This window comes from Chitinophaga sp. 22308, assembly GCF_052045305.1.
GTDB lineage: Bacteria > Bacteroidota > Bacteroidia > Chitinophagales > Chitinophagaceae > Chitinophaga > Chitinophaga varians_A.
Window position 1 is genome coordinate 498,227 of record NZ_JBQEOP010000006.1, and the last position, 17,321, is coordinate 515,547.

The 17,321-nt window shown below is 50.0% G+C and carries 18 protein-coding genes; 11 read left to right on the plus strand and 7 right to left on the minus strand.

What is annotated here, in order from left to right:
- Positions 1-13 precede the first annotated feature (13 nt).
- From ACTJJS_RS25715 to ACTJJS_RS25730, 4 genes are all read right to left on the minus strand, one after another.
- A complete protein-coding gene (locus ACTJJS_RS25715) occupies positions 14-1,126 on the minus strand; it encodes an efflux RND transporter periplasmic adaptor subunit (RefSeq protein ID WP_440666134.1) in 1,113 nt (370 codons plus the stop codon).
- A 17-nt stretch (positions 1,127-1,143) separates the two neighbouring features.
- The gene (locus ACTJJS_RS25720; protein ID WP_440666136.1) at positions 1,144-2,424 is read right to left on the minus strand and encodes a TolC family protein; all 1,281 of its coding nucleotides are present in this window, start codon (positions 2,422-2,424) and stop codon (positions 1,144-1,146) included.
- 70 nt (positions 2,425-2,494) lie between these two features.
- On the minus strand, positions 2,495-3,865 hold the full coding sequence (locus ACTJJS_RS25725) for an ATP-binding protein (RefSeq protein WP_440666138.1): 1,371 nt from the start codon (positions 3,863-3,865) through the stop codon (positions 2,495-2,497).
- On the minus strand, positions 3,862-4,563 hold the full coding sequence (locus tag ACTJJS_RS25730; protein WP_168874562.1) for a response regulator transcription factor: 702 nt from the start codon (positions 4,561-4,563) through the stop codon (positions 3,862-3,864). Before ACTJJS_RS25730 ends, ACTJJS_RS25725 begins: the two co-directional genes overlap by 4 nt.
- A gap of 200 nt (positions 4,564-4,763) precedes the next feature.
- Here ACTJJS_RS25730 and ACTJJS_RS25735 point away from each other — a divergent pair, with 200 nt between their 5' ends.
- From ACTJJS_RS25735 to ACTJJS_RS25745, 3 genes are read left to right on the plus strand one after another with little or no spacing between them, the layout of a single operon-like run.
- Positions 4,764-5,321 carry a GNAT family N-acetyltransferase gene (locus ACTJJS_RS25735; RefSeq protein WP_440666141.1) on the plus strand — a complete coding sequence of 186 codons (558 nt, stop codon included), beginning with the start codon at positions 4,764-4,766 and terminating at the stop codon, positions 5,319-5,321.
- A 17-nt stretch (positions 5,322-5,338) separates the two neighbouring features.
- Positions 5,339-5,836 carry an N-acetyltransferase family protein gene (locus tag ACTJJS_RS25740; protein WP_440666143.1) on the plus strand — a complete coding sequence of 166 codons (498 nt, stop codon included), beginning with the start codon at positions 5,339-5,341 and terminating at the stop codon, positions 5,834-5,836.
- 33 nt (positions 5,837-5,869) lie between these two features.
- Positions 5,870-6,283, plus strand: a complete 414-nt coding sequence (locus tag ACTJJS_RS25745; RefSeq protein WP_168874560.1) for an EamA family transporter — start codon at positions 5,870-5,872, stop codon at positions 6,281-6,283.
- Positions 6,284-6,327: 44 nt separating this feature from the next.
- On the opposite strand, the gene ACTJJS_RS25750 is transcribed toward ACTJJS_RS25745, so the two are convergent.
- Complete coding sequence (locus tag ACTJJS_RS25750; RefSeq protein ID WP_247655089.1) at positions 6,328-6,984, minus strand: helix-turn-helix transcriptional regulator; 657 nt, start codon at positions 6,982-6,984, stop codon at positions 6,328-6,330.
- A gap of 137 nt (positions 6,985-7,121) precedes the next feature.
- On the opposite strand from ACTJJS_RS25750, the gene ACTJJS_RS25755 reads away from it, so the two are divergent.
- From ACTJJS_RS25755 to ACTJJS_RS25790, 8 genes are read left to right on the plus strand one after another with little or no spacing between them, the layout of a single operon-like run.
- Entirely contained in the window at positions 7,122-7,691 is a 570-nt protein-coding gene (locus ACTJJS_RS25755; RefSeq protein ID WP_440666145.1) for an NADPH-dependent FMN reductase, read from the plus strand.
- A 39-nt stretch (positions 7,692-7,730) separates the two neighbouring features.
- Positions 7,731-8,057: a HesB/IscA family protein gene (locus ACTJJS_RS25760; protein WP_168874558.1), complete on the plus strand. Its 327-nt coding sequence runs from the start codon at positions 7,731-7,733 to the stop codon at positions 8,055-8,057.
- A gap of 13 nt (positions 8,058-8,070) precedes the next feature.
- Positions 8,071-9,516, plus strand: a complete 1,446-nt coding sequence (gene sufB / locus ACTJJS_RS25765) for a Fe-S cluster assembly protein SufB (protein ID WP_440666148.1) — start codon at positions 8,071-8,073, stop codon at positions 9,514-9,516.
- A 44-nt stretch (positions 9,517-9,560) separates the two neighbouring features.
- Positions 9,561-10,325 (plus strand): Fe-S cluster assembly ATPase SufC, encoded by a 765-nt coding sequence (gene sufC, locus ACTJJS_RS25770; protein WP_078670616.1) that lies wholly within the window; start codon positions 9,561-9,563, stop codon positions 10,323-10,325.
- A 13-nt stretch (positions 10,326-10,338) separates the two neighbouring features.
- Positions 10,339-11,649 carry a Fe-S cluster assembly protein SufD gene (gene sufD, locus ACTJJS_RS25775; RefSeq protein ID WP_440666150.1) on the plus strand — a complete coding sequence of 437 codons (1,311 nt, stop codon included), beginning with the start codon at positions 10,339-10,341 and terminating at the stop codon, positions 11,647-11,649.
- 10 nt (positions 11,650-11,659) lie between these two features.
- Positions 11,660-12,907, plus strand: a complete 1,248-nt coding sequence (locus ACTJJS_RS25780; RefSeq protein ID WP_440666152.1) for an aminotransferase class V-fold PLP-dependent enzyme — start codon at positions 11,660-11,662, stop codon at positions 12,905-12,907.
- Between the two features lie 15 nt (positions 12,908-12,922).
- Positions 12,923-13,351 (plus strand): SufE family protein, encoded by a 429-nt coding sequence (locus ACTJJS_RS25785; protein WP_168874556.1) that lies wholly within the window; start codon positions 12,923-12,925, stop codon positions 13,349-13,351.
- The gene (locus ACTJJS_RS25790; RefSeq protein ID WP_440666154.1) at positions 13,348-13,662 is read left to right on the plus strand and encodes a DUF59 domain-containing protein; all 315 of its coding nucleotides are present in this window, start codon (positions 13,348-13,350) and stop codon (positions 13,660-13,662) included. Before ACTJJS_RS25785 ends, ACTJJS_RS25790 begins: the two co-directional genes overlap by 4 nt.
- A gap of 60 nt (positions 13,663-13,722) precedes the next feature.
- Here ACTJJS_RS25790 and ACTJJS_RS25795 read toward each other — a convergent pair whose 3' ends face one another.
- Together ACTJJS_RS25795 and ACTJJS_RS25800 are read right to left on the minus strand one after the other, a co-directional pair.
- Positions 13,723-14,652, minus strand: coding sequence for a Dyp-type peroxidase (locus tag ACTJJS_RS25795; protein ID WP_440666156.1), 930 nt, complete (start codon positions 14,650-14,652; stop codon positions 13,723-13,725).
- Positions 14,653-14,703: 51 nt separating this feature from the next.
- Entirely contained in the window at positions 14,704-17,127 is a 2,424-nt protein-coding gene (locus ACTJJS_RS25800) for an FdhF/YdeP family oxidoreductase (protein ID WP_440666158.1), read from the minus strand.
- Between the last annotated feature and the right edge of the window lie 194 nt (positions 17,128-17,321).

Here is a 17,321-nt window from a genome sequence, read left to right on the forward strand (position 1 = left end):
TGGCCTTTAGGGTTTACTGCTGATCGCTCAGTGTGTCATAAATGAATACCTGGCGGGAAGCGATGATGCGCTCCCCTTCTTTCAACCCGGAGGCGATATAAGCACGGCCCTCTACCGTCCTGGCCACCTGTACTTCCCGGATGGCTACGCCCGGTTTGGTGTTCGTGAGCACCAGCACATAGTATTTATCATGATCGAAGATGATGCCGCGGGACGGAATGCTGACCATATTGGAATCCACATGGCGTTTGGCTTTGGCGCGCACAAACATTTCCGGCTTCAGGAAAAAGCCGGGGTTATCCACTACCACCCTGGCTTTCATCACTTTTGTCTCGGGGTCCAGCACATTGTAGATCTTATCTATCTTACCGGTAAAGGTTTTGTCAGGATAAGACAAGGTGGACATCTGCACCTGGTCGCCTTCCCGGATACCGGATATGTCTGATTCAAAGACATTGATCATGGCCCATACATTGTTAAGATCGGCCACAACAAAGATGGGGTCTGAGTTATCCGGCCGCCACTGCATGCTTTCAGCGGCTCTTTTGTTGATCACGAATCCCGGCACCGGCGCTTTTACCATGTAGCTGGTCTGATGCGCACCACCGTTTATTTCCAGCACGGCGCTGGACTTATTGTAGGCCGCCACGGCTTTATCGTAGTTGCTTTTTGCCTCTTCGTAGTCCTTACGGGAATTTAATCCGCTTTTGTAAAAGGACTCTGCCACCTCCATATTCCTTTTGGCAGTGGCCATATCGCTGGCGGTTATACGTTGATCTGCAGTGAAGCCTGCCATTTCAGGGCTTTTGATCACGGCCAGCACTTGTCCTTTTTTAACGAAATCACCGGAATGGACTTTCACTTCAGTAACGATACCGCTTACCATCGGGAATATACGGGCTGTTTTGTCTTCGTTTTCGCTGATTTTTCCGGTCAGCATAATTTCGTTGTCCATAGAAGCGGTAGTGGCGGTATCCACCACCAGCGTGCGAAGCAGGGAGTCACTGAGCGCCCACCGGGCGGTTTTGTCCGGGACTGTTTTGCTGCCGCAGCCGGTGAGGATGATGCCCTGGATGGATATAATAAAAACAGCTGCAGGTATATAAAGCTTTTTAATGTTTTGCATGATTCTGGTGTGTTTGATCAAGGATGGAAAATGGAAGCGCCGGTAGCGAAGTTGATTTGCTCCAGTGCGTTGAGTCGGTCGTATTTAAGCTCGTTCATTTTGAGCACGTTGTTGCGGTAGGCGTCATACAGGTCTATAAATTCCAGCAGCCCTATATTATGCAGCCCGTAATTTTTTTCCACTTCGCGCATCATGGTGGTGTATTCCTGCTCAAATCCGGGATCAAACTCCTGTAACAGCTTCTCGGTCTTCAGCGCCTGCTGCAGACTGTTCATGACATCATGTTCCAGCTGGTCCTGCGTACCGTTGAGCTGTAGCTTGCTGCCCTCCAGCTGGGCTTTCGCCATTTTGATGTTTCCCTGGTTACGGTTAAAGAACGGCAACGGCATGGAGATATTGAGGCCGTTGTAGTTTCTTTCAAAGTTGCCCTGCTTATCATAGGAAAAGCCCAGCTGTATGTCGGGTACGGCGAGGGAACGTTGCAGCCGCAGGTTCAGATTATTATACTGGACATTTTCCTGGGCAATTTTAAGATCGTACCGGTTGGCCCTGGCGGTGTCCAGCAATGTCTGAAAAGACAAGGCCGATGCAGGCATGGCTGCCAGTGTGTCCGGTAGCTGCGGCTGTATGTTAACGGTGGCGGGCACACGAATCAGCAGCGCCAGGTCGGACTGTGTCTGTTGAATATCTTTTTCCATTTCCAGCGCATCGTGTTGCAGGTCGTACAGCAGTGACTTAATACGGATGATCTCTTTGGGCGCGATGTTGCCCATGGCTTTCTGCTGTTCAAATACTTTAACGATCTGCTGCAGGAAGGCGATCTGGCGGCCGAATGTCTGCAGCGATTGTTGTTTGTAATAGAGATCGAAGAAGTTGTCGTGCAGGGAGAAACGGAGGGTACGCAGCAGATCGAAGAACTGGTATTCTGTCATCTTTACGCCGCTTTGGGCCAGTTGCACAGCTTTATTGCGTTTACCGGCCAGCTTGAACAACTGTTGTACCTGGAGGGAGTTTTGACCATTGTAGGAGAAGTCGAACCACTTTTTGGTCGTGTGGTTGTACAATACATTCTCGAAAGTTACCTGGGGATTGTCCCACAACCGGGCGGTGATCACCTCTGCCCTGGCGGCGTCGATATTAAATTTTTGTGCCAGCAGTGGGATATTCTTCTGAAGAAGCTGCTGCTCTGCCTCCGGTAGCGTAAGTTTCAGGGTATCCAACGGTTGCGCACGTACGCAACAGCTCCATAGGATGCCCAACAGTACAGGAAAGGCTTGTAATGCTAGTCTGATCGTCATACAACTGATTTTTCGTTGCAAAGATGGCGATAGGCTATTAAGCACTAATTAGAATGAAGTTAAAACAAAATTAGATTTTAATATCAACCGGAAAAAAAATGTTAAAGGTGGTGCCCTGCCCAAGGACACTGCTCACGGTGATCGTGGCCTGATGGAGTTGAAAGATGCGCTGGGCCATGGCCAGCCCGATGCCGTAGCCGGCAAACGTATAGGCGTTGTCTGCCCGGTAGAGTGGCAGAAATATTTTATCCAGTTCTCCGGGCGCAATGCCAATGCCTTTATCACTCACAGAGATGACAAGGCAATTGGAACTATAGGTAAGACGAAGGGTTACAGGCTGATGGTGTGAAAACTTAAAGGCATTGCGGACAATATTTTGCAATGCCAGCATCAACAAAGGCCGGTTGCCACGGATGGCCAGCCGCGAGGCATCTTCCGGGAGATCGCTCAGCACCACGTCGACCTGGCAGGGCGGTGTTTTGTACTGCCAGTGTTCCTGTATCTCCCACAGGAGCTCGTCGAGCCGCACAGCTTCTGTGTTCGCAGGCGTCAGGACCACGTCTATGCGGGTGAGCTGCAAAAGGCCGTCGGTAATCACTTTCAGCTTTTCCGACTCGTCCAGCACCGTGTCCAGCGTAGCGATGTATTCGGCCTGGCTGCGTTCCCGGTGCAGGGTGACTTCTATCTCGCCAATGATGGTGGTCAGCGGTGTCCTTAATTCATGCGAGGCATTGGACACAAAGGAGCGCTGCATCTCAAAAGCCTGTTCCAGGTGTTGCAACAGCTCATTAAAATTTCCGGCCAGTTCAGCAATCTCGTCTTTGTTACGCCCCTGCTCCACCCGTGTGTGCAGGTTGTTGGAACGTATTTTCTTCACCTGCCTGTTAATGCTCTGGATGGGATGCAGCGCTTTGCTGGCAAACCACTGGCCCAGCAGGAAGGTAACGATCAGGGATATACAGAGTATGACGACCAGTATCAGCGCGAGATATTGCAGTTGTTGTTCGCCGGCTTTGTTGCGGGCGGTCACGATCACCACAAAGTCGCCCTGATTGTCGGGGTAAAACATGCCCACGCCGTACTTCTCCCCGAAAGTAAAGCGGTAGGTATTGTTTTTACGGATGGTGTTCAGCAGCGATGGCGGCCAGTTGTACTTTACCTTTTCCAGGAAAACAGGTTGGTTGTCCTGATCATAAATATTGCTGGATTCGTCGGGGATGCTCTGGGCGTAGCTTTTTTCTATCTCCAGGAATTTCTTTTTGGTCAGTTCGTCTTTTTCGAGGTACACCTGGGCGGTGACCAGCGCCCTTACCTGCAGCAGTTTATAGAAGCTGTTGCGGATATATTGGGCAGACAGCAGGTATATCAATACAAACACCCCGGCAAGGATAATACCGGTGATGAGGGTGAACTGTAATGATAAACGGTGCCTTATCTTCATAGCTGTTGCTGCCAGGTGCTTTTAACTTTCATGACATATCCCATTCCTACTACCGTATGGATCAGCTTTTCGCCACTGAAGCCTTTTTCGATTTTGTTGCGGAGATAGTTTACGTACACATCGATGGTATTGGTGCCGGTATCAAATTCCAGTCCCCATACCGCTTCGGAGATGAGCGCGCGGGACAGCACTTTGCCGGTATTTTTGAGCAGCAGTTCCAGCAGGGCGTATTCTTTGGCGGTGAGGGTGATTTCCTGTCCCTCCCTGCTGGCGGTTTTAGAGGTAGTGTCCAGGCGCAGGTCGGCCAGGGTAAGTATCTCTTTTTCCTGTTTGAAATTGTTTTTGCGGCGTGACAGGGCGTTTACGCGGGCCACCAGTTCGGAGAAATGAAATGGTTTGGCGAGGTAATCGTCAGCACCTGCATTGAGACCGTCCACAATATCATGGGTAGCGCTCAGCGCGGTGAGCATCAGCACCGGTGCAGTGATATCGCGGGTGCGGAGGTTTTTGCAGATGGTCAGGCCGTTGATGCCTGGCAACATGATGTCCAGTATGATCAGATCATAGTCCTGCTCCAATGCTGCCTGTTGCCCCAGCAGTCCGTCGGTATATACGTCCACCTGATGGTGGTGTTCTTCCAGTCCTCTTTTAATAAAGGCACCTACTTTGGACTCATCTTCTATAACCAATATTTTCATACTTGAAGTATTATTATACTATGATCTAAGCAAAAGTAGGAATGTTTCAGTTGGCGGGCATTAAAGGGAGATTAAAACATAGGGAGATGGATAAATTTTCACATTTTGTGTGATGAATACAGGTTGATGACCAACATTTTGTTAGTACTATTTAAGCAGATCGATTAGTTTTGCAGGCAACCTAAAACAAGCACCGTATCATGCAACTACCCGTACTCAGCACAGAACAACTGGTGCTCCGCCCTATTACAGAAAAAGATACCGCTGCTTTGTTCTCCCTCTTTTCCAAAGAAGAAGTGACACGGTACATGGACATTGACGCTTTTACCAATATTACCGAGGCAACCCAGATCATTACGTATTTCCGTGAACGTTGGGAAAAGCAGGAAGGAATGCGCTGGGCCATTACTTTCAAAGACAAAGACGAACTGGTGGGCACCTGCGGTTTCCACCACTGGAACAAAACGCACTATAAAATAGAGCTGGGTTATGACCTGTTGCCCTCTTATTGGGGCAAGGGTATTATGACCACAGCTATCGGACAGATCCTGCAATTTGTGTTTGAGGAATTACAGTTGAACCGTGTGGAAGCTTTCGTAGATCCGTTGAATGCAGCGTCGTCCCGTTTACTGGGGCGGGTGGGGTTCCGTCATGAAGGGATGTTACGCGATGCTTTCTTTGAAAAGGGGAAGTTCGTGGATGCGGACCTGTATAGTTTACTTCGCCGGGAATATGACCGGGAGACTATCTGGCAATAATTTTCTTTATCAGACATATGATGCATTTGCAGTACCGGGATGCGGTCCCCGGGGATTTACCACAGATCGTTGAGATTTATAACAGCACTATCGCAGGCAGGATGGTAACGGCAGACACTTCGCCGGTGACCGTGGAAAGCCGGCAGGCCTGGTTTCTGGCGCACAATCCGGAGCATCGTCCCTTGTGGATGGTATATGATGGCGCGGAGCTGGTGGGATGGATCAGTTTTTCTTCTTTTTACGGCCGGCCCGCTTACGATGGCACGGTAGAGGTGAGCATTTACCTGGCGGAACATACGCGTGGCAAGGGTTACGGAAAGCTGGTGCTGCAACATGCCATTGATATGGCGCCGAAATTTGGCATCCATACCCTGTTAGGTTTTATTTTCGCGCACAACATTCCCAGCCTGAAGTTGTTTCATGCCAAAGGGTTTGCGGAATGGGCGCATCTGCCTGATGTGGCCGTGCTGGACGGGCAGGCCCGGACGCTGAAGATATTAGGCCTCAAAGTGTAAACATTCTACGTAATTCGTAATTCGTAATTTATTATGTGGTGGATATATGCTTTATTATCGGCTGCATTTGCGGCGCTGACAGCGATTTTTGCCAAGATAGGCGTGGCGGATGTGCCTTCCAATCTGGCCACGGGCATCCGTACCATTATCATTTTACTGGTGGCATGGGGCATTGTGCTGGCAAGAGGGGAATATAAGGGAGTGACGCTGACCAGGCACACTTTGATATTTCTGGTGCTGTCCGGCCTGGCTACCGGTTTCTCGTGGATTTTTTATTTTAAGGCGTTGCAGATAGGCAAGGTGTCGCAGGTGGCGCCGGTGGATAAGCTAAGTGTGGCGTTGACGATCATTTTGTCCGCCATTTTCCTGCAGGAGGCGCTTACCTGGAAAACGGCGATTGGTGCCTTACTGATAATTTCAGGCACCCTGGTATTGATCATCAAATAGCTGGCAGCTGTCTGATAATATCAAATCATTCAATGCCGGGTTGATTAAATGGCAGGGACAGTGTTTTGTCTGATTTTGTAGACACAGCGGCGGGCGCCATTTATGATATGGTCCAGGCGTGTCACCTGTACCTCTTCGCCGATAACGCTGATAAAGGTATTCATCTCTGAAGTACAGATATTGTCGCAGGTGGCGGCAGCGCAGCAGATAGGGCAGTGATTTTCAATGAAGAGGAACACATCTCCTTCTTTTCTCCACTCTGCCAGGTATCCTTCGCCGGTTCGGATGGCCGCAAAGGCGGTCAACCTGTTTTCGATGCCGTTAACCCCTTCCAGGGCGGTATTATATTTCTCCTGTTGGTTCTTTTCGCGTGCTTTGATCACATTGGCCAGTGCTTCGGGGCCCAGTACCGTTTTAATGGTCTGGATGATGTCTACCGTAAGTTCGGTATGACTGTCCGGGAAGCGGGCATTGCCAAGCGGGGTCAGGCTCCATATTTGCATGGGGCGGCCGACGCCTTTGGATATACTTTCAAACTGCAACAAGCCCTCTTCAGCCAGCTTTACCAGCTGCAGGCGGGCGCCTTCCGTGGTGATACCCAATTCACCGGCCAGTTCGGCAGCAGACAGGGGGCCCTTGGTCTTGATCAGCATCAAAAACCTGTCAGCGGCATTTTTGGTTCGTGTTGGATATTTTTCCAAGTTATTACTTGTTTTATTGTAAATGTCGTAATTTTGTGGGAGCTAAAAAAAAGAAATTTGAGATTTAGATGATTTTAAGATCACATCTGTCACCCGTAAATCTCATAATCTCTTAAATCTCTAAATCTTAGGTATTAATGAACGTACTCATATTTAACGGCGCTACTGACACCCGCCCTGAAGCCACCTCTAACAGGCTGGCGTCATACCTGTCAGCAGGCCTGACAGAAAAGGGGTTACCGACCGAGATTTTCAGCCTGGCCGAGAAAGAGATCCCGTTTTTTTCCATGTTGGAAGCGGCCAAAAAGCCGGAGAGCGTGGCAGCGATGTGTGAGGCATTCTGCAAGGCAGACCTTCAGATCTGGATGACGCCTTTATATCATGGCAGCATGACGGGTGCAATGAAGAACTGCCTGGACTGGCTGGAGCTGACAAGCAAACACCAACGTCCATATTTAACCGGAAAGGTTGTAGCTTTGCTCTCCTGGGCCGACGGCACACAGGCCATGCAGGGAATCAACGCCATGGATGCCGTAGCCAAAGCATTGAGGGCCTGGGTACTGCCCTACTCTTTGCCTATCCTGAAAAATAATCTTTATGACCCGCAGACCAGCGGGTTTACTGCATTTTATAAAACCAAGCTGGATATGATGGTATCCCTGCTCTCCGCCGCGCAGTCACACGTGGCAGCCGGGACAGCAATCTGAGCCACCCGTTCAGTTTTAGCAATTTAAAAATTCTGAATTATGATAACCGTTTCAGAAAAAGCTGGAGTATATATCAAGACACTGATGGAGACCGAACATCACGCTCCCGGCACTTTCGTAAGAGTAGGGGTAAAAGGCGGCGGTTGCTCCGGCCTTGAATATGTCATGAAGTTTGAAACAGAAGAACAGGAAGGAGACCAGGTATTTGAAGACAAGGGAATAAAGGTAGTCGTACAGATGAAGAGCCTGCTCTACCTCTATGGCACTGAACTGGACTACTCCGACGGCCTCAATGGCAAAGGCCTTTTCTTCAACAACCCGAATGCAACGAGAACATGCAGCTGCGGCGAAAGCTTCGCGGTATAAATATCAAAATCGTATGATGAACAGTAACGAAATAATAGATGATATAGCCAATAAGGAGTACGAGTTTGGCTTTACCACCGATATTGAAATGGATATCGCTCCTCCGGGGCTGAATGAAGATATCATCCGCTTTATTTCCGCTAAAAAGAATGAACCGGAATGGCTGCTGGAATGGCGCCTTAAAGGCTTTGCCGCCTTTAAGAAAATGCAGTTCCCCACCTGGCAGCACTTCGAAATGCCGGAGCTGGACCTGCAGGCACTCTCCTACTATGCCGCTCCCAAAAAGAAAAAACAACTCAACAGCCTCGATGAAGTAGATCCGGAACTGCTGGCCACCTTCGAAAAACTGGGCATTCCGCTCAATGAACAGAAGGCCCTCGCCGGTGTGGCCGTAGACGCCGTATTTGACAGCGTGTCCATAGCCACTACCTTTAAAGGCAAACTGAAAGAGATGGGCGTTATCTTCTGCTCTTTCGGTGAAGCAGTACAGGAATACCCTGACCTGGTAAAAAAATACCTGGGCACCGTAGTCCCTCACTCTGACAACATTTTCGCCGCGCTGAACTCCGCTGTGTTTTCTGACGGCTCATTCACCTATATTCCCAAAGGCGTACGCTGCCCGATGGAACTGAGCACCTACTTCCGTATCAATGCCCAGAACACCGGCCAGTTTGAACGTACCCTTATCATCGCCGATGAAGGCAGCTATGTAAGCTACCTCGAAGGCTGTACCGCCCCCATGCGCGACGAAAACCAGCTGCACGCCGCAGTAGTGGAACTCGTAGCGCTGGACCATGCGGAAATCAAATACTCTACCGTACAGAACTGGTACCCCGGCGATAAAGACGGTAAAGGCGGTATCTACAACTTCGTGACCAAAAGAGGCATCTGCAAAGGCAACGCCAGCAAGATCTCCTGGACACAAGTGGAAACAGGTTCCGCTATCACCTGGAAATATCCCAGCGTAATCCTGCAGGGCGACTACTCCGAAGGGGAATTTTACTCCGTGGCCGTAGTACGCAACAAACAGATCGCAGATACCGGTACCAAAATCCACCACATCGGTAAAGGCACCAAAAGCCGTATCATCTCCAAAGGCATCTCTGCCGGCAGAGGCGATAACAGCTACCGCGGCCTCGTGGCCGTTGGCCCCCGTGCCGATAACGCCCGTAACTTTACCCAGTGCGACTCCCTGCTGATCGGCAACGATTGCGGCTCCCACACTTTCCCATATATCGAATCACGCAATAAAACCGCGATGATCGAACACGAAGCCACCACCTCCAAAATCGGAGAAGACCAGATCTTCTATCTGAACGCCCGTGGCATCGATACGGAAAAAGCAGTGGCCCTGATCGTAAACGGCTACGTGAAGGAAGTACTGAACCAGCTCCCCATGGAATTTGCCGTGGAAGCACAGAAATTATTATCTATCACACTTGAAGGAAGCGTTGGATAATTCGCTTATCCAATTAACTACATACAGAACGAAATAAAACAATCATGCTGACGATTAAAAATCTGCACGCAGAAGTAGAAGGGAAACAAATTCTGAAAGGCATTAACCTCGAAATAGGTAAAGGCGAAACACATGCCATCATGGGCCCCAACGGTTCCGGCAAAAGTTCGCTGGCCTCCGTGCTCGCAGGCCGTGACAACTATACCGTTACCGAAGGGGAAGTATGGTTCAACGGTAAAAACCTGCTGGACCTGTCTCCCGAAGACCGTGCCCGTGAAGGCGTATTCCTGGCGTTTCAATACCCTGTTGAAATTCCGGGCGTATCCAACCTGAACTTTCTGAAAACAGCCCTCAATGAAATCAGGACCTACAAAGGCCTGCCTACCATTGAAGGCCGTGACTTCCTGAAACTGACCAAAGAGAAACAGCAGCTGGTAGACTTTAACGCCAATCTGATGAACCGCTCCCTGAACGAAGGTTTCAGCGGTGGTGAAAAGAAACGCAACGAAATATTCCAACTGGCCATGCTGGACCCTCAACTGGCCATCCTCGACGAAACAGACTCCGGTCTGGATATCGACGCCCTGCGTATCGTTTCCAACGGCGTTAACAAACTCCGTGACGCAGAAAAATCTTTTGTAGTCATCACCCACTACCAGCGCCTGCTGGAGTACATCGTGCCTGACTTTGTACACGTGCTGTACAACGGCCGTATCATCAAAACCGGCACCAAGGAACTGGCCCTGGAACTGGAAGAAAGAGGCTACGACTGGCTGAAGGAAGAGTTACATTTGAAAGAATCAGTATAAGAAGCATACCATTATGACGAGTGATATTACATTGCCTTTTTACCAGGCGTTAACGACCGATGTAAACGCATTATCGACCTGCCAGGCGCAGGACGATCTGCAAGACGTCCGCCGGGAGGCTCTGGAACGCTTCTCAGTGTTGGGTCTTCCCACACTGAAAACAGAAGCATGGCGTTATTCCAACATACAACGTTATCTGAAGGAATTCCCTTATGAACTGTTGTATGCCACCACTACCGTGCCTGCCTCCGTGGTAGCCCAGGCTGCCATTCCGGAACTGGACTGCTACCGCATTGTGCTGGTAAACGGCCAGTTGCAGGCAGACCAGTCTGAACTGCCCGCCGGCAAAGGTATTACCATCGGCGCCCTCAGCGCCCACACACAGGCGCCTGGTTTCACCAAGTGGTTCAACAAACAACACCACCTGGCCCAGGAATCACTGGCCACGCTGAACACCGCCCTCTTCGCCGACGGCCTGTTTATAGAACTGGCCGCCAACACGGTGATCGACAAACCGGTACATATCGTTCATGTATACACCGCCACACAGCATGCCTTTATCCAGCCCCGCCACCTGTGGGTGCTGAACAGGAATGCCGCCGCTACCATCATCGAAAGCTCCGTTCATCCGGACAACGGCGTGGTGACTTTCGCCAACAGCGTACTGGAAACAGTCGTGGAAGACAATGCGGAACTGTGGCATTACAATATCCAACAGGGCGACCAGCACTTCCGTGAAGTGCATACTACCGCCGCCCAGCAACAGGCCAACAGCCGTTACCACCATTTTAATTTCACCCTGCCCGGTACCCCGTTCACCCGCAACAACCTGAGCGTGGCACTCAACGGCAGCTATACGGAAACGAACCTGAACGGCCTGTATCTTGCCAACGGCACACAGCATGTGGACAACCATACTTTCATGGACCACATCATGCCTAACTGCAACAGCAACGAACTGTACAAAGGGGTACTGCTAGACAGCGCCAACGGCGTTTTCACCGGCAGGATACTTGTACACCAGGAAGCACAGAAAACCAATGCCTTCCAGCAGAACAACAACCTGCTGCTGGGCGCTAAAGCAGATATCAACTCACAACCGCAGCTGGAAATTTATGCAGATGACGTAAAATGCAGCCACGGTTTCACCGCCGGACAGTTCAGCGAAGAATCCATGTTCTACCTGCGCTCCCGCGGTATCGGGGAAGATGCTGCCAAAGCACTGATGGTAAATGCGTTCTCCCATGATATTACAGACGAAGTGAAGGTACCTGCCCTGCAACATTACCTGCAGGAACAGATTGCCGCCATCATGAACAACTAATACCCATCCAATGGAACATATTGCTAACATAGAAACCACAGCCCTGGACGTAAAGCAGATCAGGAGGGACTTCCCTATCCTGCAGGAACTGGTGCACGGCAAACCGCTGGTATACCTCGATAACGGGGCTACCACGCAGAAGCCGCTGACAGTTATAGAAACAGAAGCCCGGTATTACGAAGAATATAACAGCAATGTGCACCGCGGCGTCCACCATCTGAGCCAGGAAGCCACCAACGCCTACGAAAAAGCCCGTGAAATTGTTGCCGGCTTTATCAACGCAGCGCATACCCACGAGGTGATCTTCACCAAAGGCACCACCGACGGGATCAACCTGGTGGCCAATACCATGGGCCGCCGTTTCCTGAAGGAAGGTGACAGCGTGATCATCTCCGCCATGGAACACCACTCCAACATCGTTCCCTGGCAAATGGCCTGCGAAGAAAGTGGCGCCACCCTGAAAGTGATCCCTATCAATGAAAAGGGAGAACTGAAGATGGACGCGTTTTCCACCCTGCTGGACGATACGGTGAAAATGGTAGCAGTAACGTATGTTTCCAATACAATGGGCACCATCAACCCGGTAGAAGAAATCATCGCACAGGCACATGCCCGTAAGATCCCCGTACTGCTGGACGCCGCACAGGCCATCCAGCATATGAGCATCGACGTGCAGGCCCTGCAGGTGGATTTCCTCGTTTTCTCCGGACATAAAATTTACGGTCCCACCGGCATCGGGGTATTGTACGGTACCACTGAATGGCTGAACAAACTGCCTCCCTACCAGGGTGGCGGTGATATGATCAAGACCGTTACTTTTGCCAAAACTACCTATAACGAACTGCCCTATAAATTTGAAGCCGGCACACCACATATTGCCGGCGCCATCGGTTTAGGGGCAGCGATCAGATACCTGCAGCAGACAGGCCTCGACAAAATCCAGCAATGGGAAGAACAACTGCAGGCCTATGCACTGGAGCAACTGCGGCAGATAGATGGCATCCGCTTCATCGGCGATGCCGCCCGCAGAAGCGGCGCCATTTCCTTCCTGATACACGACATTCACCCGTTTGACCTCGGTGAATTACTGGACCAGCAGGGAATTGCCGTAAGAACAGGGCACCACTGCTGCGAACCGCTGATGGATGAGTTTAAAATCCCCGGCACTGTTCGCGCATCGCTCACCTTCTATAATACGAAGGAAGACATTGACAAGCTGGTAGCCGGTATCAATCGGGCTGTGTCCATGCTGCGGTAAAAGGAGACTACTATTATGACGATCAACGAAAGACAGGATGAAATAAAGTCCGACTTTGAAGTAATGAGCAACTGGGAGGACAAATATGAATATATTATCCAACTGGGCAAAGACCTGCCGCTCATTGCAGAAGAATACAAGACACCGGAAAATCTGATCAAAGGCTGTCAGTCACGCGTGTGGCTGCACACCGAGCTCAGGGACGGGAAACTGTTCTTCACCGCCGACAGCGATGCCGTGATCACCAAAGGGCTGGTAAGCCTGATGATTTACGTGCTTTCCGGACATACGCCGAAAGAGATAGCCACCGCGGACATCTACTTTATCAATGACATCGGCCTGAGCAGCCATCTCTCCCCCACCCGCTCCAACGGGTTGCTGAGCATGCTCAAACAGATGAAACTTTATGCAGTAGCCTACCAGGCAAAAACAAACCAGTCATGAGCGAAGAAACAACATTAAGGGAAAAGATAGAAGAACAGCTGAAAACCGTATATGACCCGGAAATCCCTGTCAACATCTGGGAACTGGGCCTGGTATACGCTATCAAGATCAAAGAGAACAACCGCATCGGTATTGATATGACGCTCACGGCCCCGGGATGCCCGGTTGCCGGTGACATCATCCGCGAAGTGGATGAAAAGGTACGGAATATCGAAGGCGTGTCTGAGGTGGATGTACACCTTACTTTTGATCCACCGTGGAGTAAAGACATGATGAGCGAAGAAGCCAAACTGGAGCTTGGGTTTCTTTAATCTGACAGGCATTTCCAGGTAATTGACGATTCCCTGGAAATGCTTTTTTGTTTTTGCACGTTACATACCTCCATCTGCCACCGTCGAAATAAAAGTCGCAGACGGCACAAAAAACAAAGTCCCTGTTTTAGCAGTACTGAAATCCAGCAACCGGTCATAGTTACCCGCCGGCGACCCAATAAACATATTGTCCAGCATTTTCTTTACCGTACTGAAAGTACGTGCATAAGCGATAAAATACGTCCCCATTTCGTTGGTCGCCATATTTCCGAATGGCATGTTATCACGGATAATTTTAAAATCATCTCCCACATTGGCCAGCGCTATATGCGAATTGGAAGGTTTGATATTATCCGGCATTTCTACATCACTCTCTTTGTAGCGGCCAAATACCTTCTCCTGCTCTTCAACGGTTAAAGCCTTAAAAGCTGCCAGATTGTGTATATACTTTTGTACAAACAAATAACTGCCGTTTTCATAAGCCGCATCTTCAGCGCCCACTAACCCGCACGCCGCTCTCTCCTCCCCATGCGGGTTTTCGGTGCCATCCACGAACCCTAGTATGGACCTGCCGTCCCAATACCGGAACCCATGAACTTCTTCAATACAATCCGCCACCGGCCGAAGCGCTTCCGTAATGGCCGCAGCCATGTCGAAACAGACAGCCGGCCGGCTACCTTTAATATGAAAATGGAGATCCCCGGCAGTAGCCACAGCGCTGTGCTTGGCGCCAACAACAGGCTGAAAGTTTTCCAGCTCTTTGGGAAGGGGCTTCGGCAAACCGAGCTTCAGCCAGGCATCATGCCCGATCCCCATGACACAGGTGGCGCCTGAATCCGGGAAACGGGTCTGCCCCGAATTGTTGAGGTTTTCTACAAGCGCGCAAACACGCATGAACGCTGCTTTAAGTTCCGAATGCGGTTTAAAAAGCCATACCAGAAAGATGGTATTATTGCCCTGGTAGTTAAGGACATTCTGAGATGCTGTCATAGAAATGCTTTGTATTTTAACTGCATTACATTGGTGATGTGGTGTGGGCAACTACTTTTGTCCGGTAGCCCGGTAAAGCATTTCATCTACTTTCCCATATACGGCAGGGTCATGTTTCCTGATTTTTATTTTCACATATTTAGAAGCCGGCATATTGCTTTCCTTTACTACGTTGTTAACTGAAACAAGCACATTTGTCTCCGGGAAGTAAGTCATTGTATTCTTTTCGGGAATAGGATAAGGAACAATGACAAACAACGGAGCAATCCGTTCTATCCCGTCATCATAGTTAAAGAGGTCCACCTTCTCTCCGGCTTTAAAACCAGCACCGGCGATGTCTTTTTCATTCATAAAAATCACGCGGCGCTCCTGATGGATGCCACGATAGCGGTCATCCAGCCCGTAAATGGTCGTATTAAACTGATCATGCGTGCGGGTAGTGGCCATCAGGTACTCATCATCCGCAAGGTGGTTGACCGGTATGTCTGTCAGTGTAAACGGTGCTTTATAGTCATTCTGTTCCGCAAAGCGCTGTTCGTCCCGCGCGGCATTAGGCAAATAAAACCCGCCCTTCCGGCGTACTCTCACATTATAGTTTTCAAAACCGGGAATACATTGCGCGATATCGTCCCTCACCGCATCATAGCTGTCGTGGTACCGTTGCCAGTTCACCACCGATTTGCTGCCAAAAGTGGCCATGGCCGTTCTGCACACGATCTGTGTTTCGTTGATGAGATTGTCGGATACCGGCTTCAGTACGCCTTTCGAGGATTGTACCACGCCCATGGAATTTTCGGTGCTGATAATTTGTAATTCTCCGTTTACAATATCATGGTCCGCCCTTGAATAGGTAGGAAGAATGATGGTTTCCTTCCCATGGACCAGATGTCCGCGGTTAAGTTTTGTGGAAACGCATACCAGAAGGTCCAGTTTTCTCAGTGCTTCGGCGGTATACGTGGTGTCGGGTGCGGCAGAAAGGAGGTTGCCGCCCATACAGAACAGTACTTTTACTTTACCCTCATGTATGGCTTTGATGGCTCTCACCACATCGTACCCGTGTTTACGGGGCATTTTAAATCCGTAGAACTTCTCGAGCCTGTCCAGCTGCTCATCGGCGGGCTTTTCATCTATGAGCATGGTCCGGTTGCCTTGTACATTGCTATGACCGCGTACCGGGCATACGCCGGCGCCTTTGATGCCGATACTGCCTTTCATCAGCAGGATGTTCAGCATTTCCCTTACCATATCCACTCCATTGGGTTGTTGCGTAATACCCATGCCCCAGCAGATGATAATCCTCTTTTTGAACTTCAGCATTTGTGCTGCTTCGTACAGCAAGGTAGTTTGCACGCCACAGCTTTCTGCAAGCGCTTCTAAATGATACTGCTCAAATTGTTTTTCAAATGCCGGGAATCCGGTAGTTTTTTCTTCGATAAAGGCCCTGTCCAGCACTTTCCCCGGCGTTTCCTTTTCAAAGTCGAGCAACAGCTTTTCAATAGCTTTCAGCAAAGCCATATCGCCGTTGATCTTCACGGGCAGATAGAGGTCCGCCAGTTTTACACCTTCGAGGACGCCTTTTACTTTTTGCGGATCTTTAAAGCCCATAAGCCCTGTTTCGGGCAGGGGGTTAACAGCGATGATCTTCCCTCCGTTTGTTTTGCATTTTGACAAGGCACTCATCATACGGGGAGAGTTGGTGCCGGGATTCTGACCGATTATAACGATGACTTCCGCTTCATAAAAATCTTCCAGGGTTACCGTTCCTTTTCCGATGCCTATCGTCGGACGCAGGCCTGAGCCGGAGGTTTCATGGCACATATTGGAGCAGTCCGGCATATTGTTAGTGCCGAATTCCTTTGCAAATAACTGGTAAACAAAAGAGGCTTCGTTGCTGGTCCTGCCGGAAGTATAAAACGCCGCTTCATCGGGCGATGCCAATGCGTTGAAGTGGGCCGCTATCTTCTGAAAGGCGTCTTCCCAGCTGATGGGCTGGTAGTGCGAGCCTCCTTTGGGCAGATATACCGGATCAGTAAGCCTGCCCATTTTACCGATATGGTAATCGTCCAATAGCGAGAGATCATACACGGGGTTCCGGGCGAAAAAATCGGGAGTGACTTTTTTCGAAGTAGCTTCCTCCGCCAACGCCTTGGCGCCGTTTTCACAGTATTCTGCGAGGGGAGACCGGTCATCGTCGGGATCAGGCCAGGCACAGCTGGAGCAGTCAAACCCGTCAAACTGGTTCATGCTGAACAACGCTTTGGCACCCCGGACGAGCGTCTTTTCTTCGATCAGGTCTGCAAACGAGGCTAATACAGCGGGGATGCCGGCAGCCTTCTTTTCAACCGGGGTAACCTTCAGGTGCCCGGAAAGCACAAAGGGATTTTCCGCTGACGGCTCCCGATGATGCTCTCCTTCCATATCTGTTTTATGTTGCTCATCCTGAGCGTTATCGCGGATATTGTCCCTGTTTTCCATAAGGCATGCTCGGTTTAAATTGAAAAGAAATTTACTCCCTGTATAAAATCAATCTGCCAACGGTGTAACTATTATAAATTTACCAAAAACAATCGAGACCAGGCCGGCACCACTGGCATCACCGGCGGAAATAACTTTTATCCGGCGATGCCCCGTAAGTAGTTTTGCTCAGGTTCATTTTTATTTGTAAATTA

Coding starts and splice junctions, on each gene's coding strand:
- ACTJJS_RS25715 (WP_440666134.1), bottom strand. CDS start 1,126: ATGCAAAACATTAAAAAGCTTTATATACCTGCAGCTGTTTTTATTATA.
- ACTJJS_RS25720 (WP_440666136.1), bottom strand. CDS start 2,424: ATGACGATCAGACTAGCATTACAAGCCTTTCCTGTACTGTTGGGCATC.
- ACTJJS_RS25725 (WP_440666138.1), bottom strand. CDS start 3,865: ATGAAGATAAGGCACCGTTTATCATTACAGTTCACCCTCATCACCGGT.
- ACTJJS_RS25730 (WP_168874562.1), bottom strand. CDS start 4,563: ATGAAAATATTGGTTATAGAAGATGAGTCCAAAGTAGGTGCCTTTATT.
- ACTJJS_RS25735 (WP_440666141.1), top strand. CDS start 4,764: ATGCAACTACCCGTACTCAGCACAGAACAACTGGTGCTCCGCCCTATT.
- ACTJJS_RS25740 (WP_440666143.1), top strand. CDS start 5,339: ATGATGCATTTGCAGTACCGGGATGCGGTCCCCGGGGATTTACCACAG.
- ACTJJS_RS25745 (WP_168874560.1), top strand. CDS start 5,870: ATGTGGTGGATATATGCTTTATTATCGGCTGCATTTGCGGCGCTGACA.
- ACTJJS_RS25755 (WP_440666145.1), top strand. CDS start 7,122: ATGAACGTACTCATATTTAACGGCGCTACTGACACCCGCCCTGAAGCC.
- ACTJJS_RS25760 (WP_168874558.1), top strand. CDS start 7,731: ATGATAACCGTTTCAGAAAAAGCTGGAGTATATATCAAGACACTGATG.
- sufB (WP_440666148.1), top strand. CDS start 8,071: ATGATGAACAGTAACGAAATAATAGATGATATAGCCAATAAGGAGTAC.
- sufC (WP_078670616.1), top strand. CDS start 9,561: ATGCTGACGATTAAAAATCTGCACGCAGAAGTAGAAGGGAAACAAATT.
- sufD (WP_440666150.1), top strand. CDS start 10,339: ATGACGAGTGATATTACATTGCCTTTTTACCAGGCGTTAACGACCGAT.
- ACTJJS_RS25780 (WP_440666152.1), top strand. CDS start 11,660: ATGGAACATATTGCTAACATAGAAACCACAGCCCTGGACGTAAAGCAG.
- ACTJJS_RS25785 (WP_168874556.1), top strand. CDS start 12,923: ATGACGATCAACGAAAGACAGGATGAAATAAAGTCCGACTTTGAAGTA.
- ACTJJS_RS25790 (WP_440666154.1), top strand. CDS start 13,348: ATGAGCGAAGAAACAACATTAAGGGAAAAGATAGAAGAACAGCTGAAA.
- ACTJJS_RS25795 (WP_440666156.1), bottom strand. CDS start 14,652: ATGACAGCATCTCAGAATGTCCTTAACTACCAGGGCAATAATACCATC.
- ACTJJS_RS25800 (WP_440666158.1), bottom strand. CDS start 17,127: ATGGAAAACAGGGACAATATCCGCGATAACGCTCAGGATGAGCAACAT.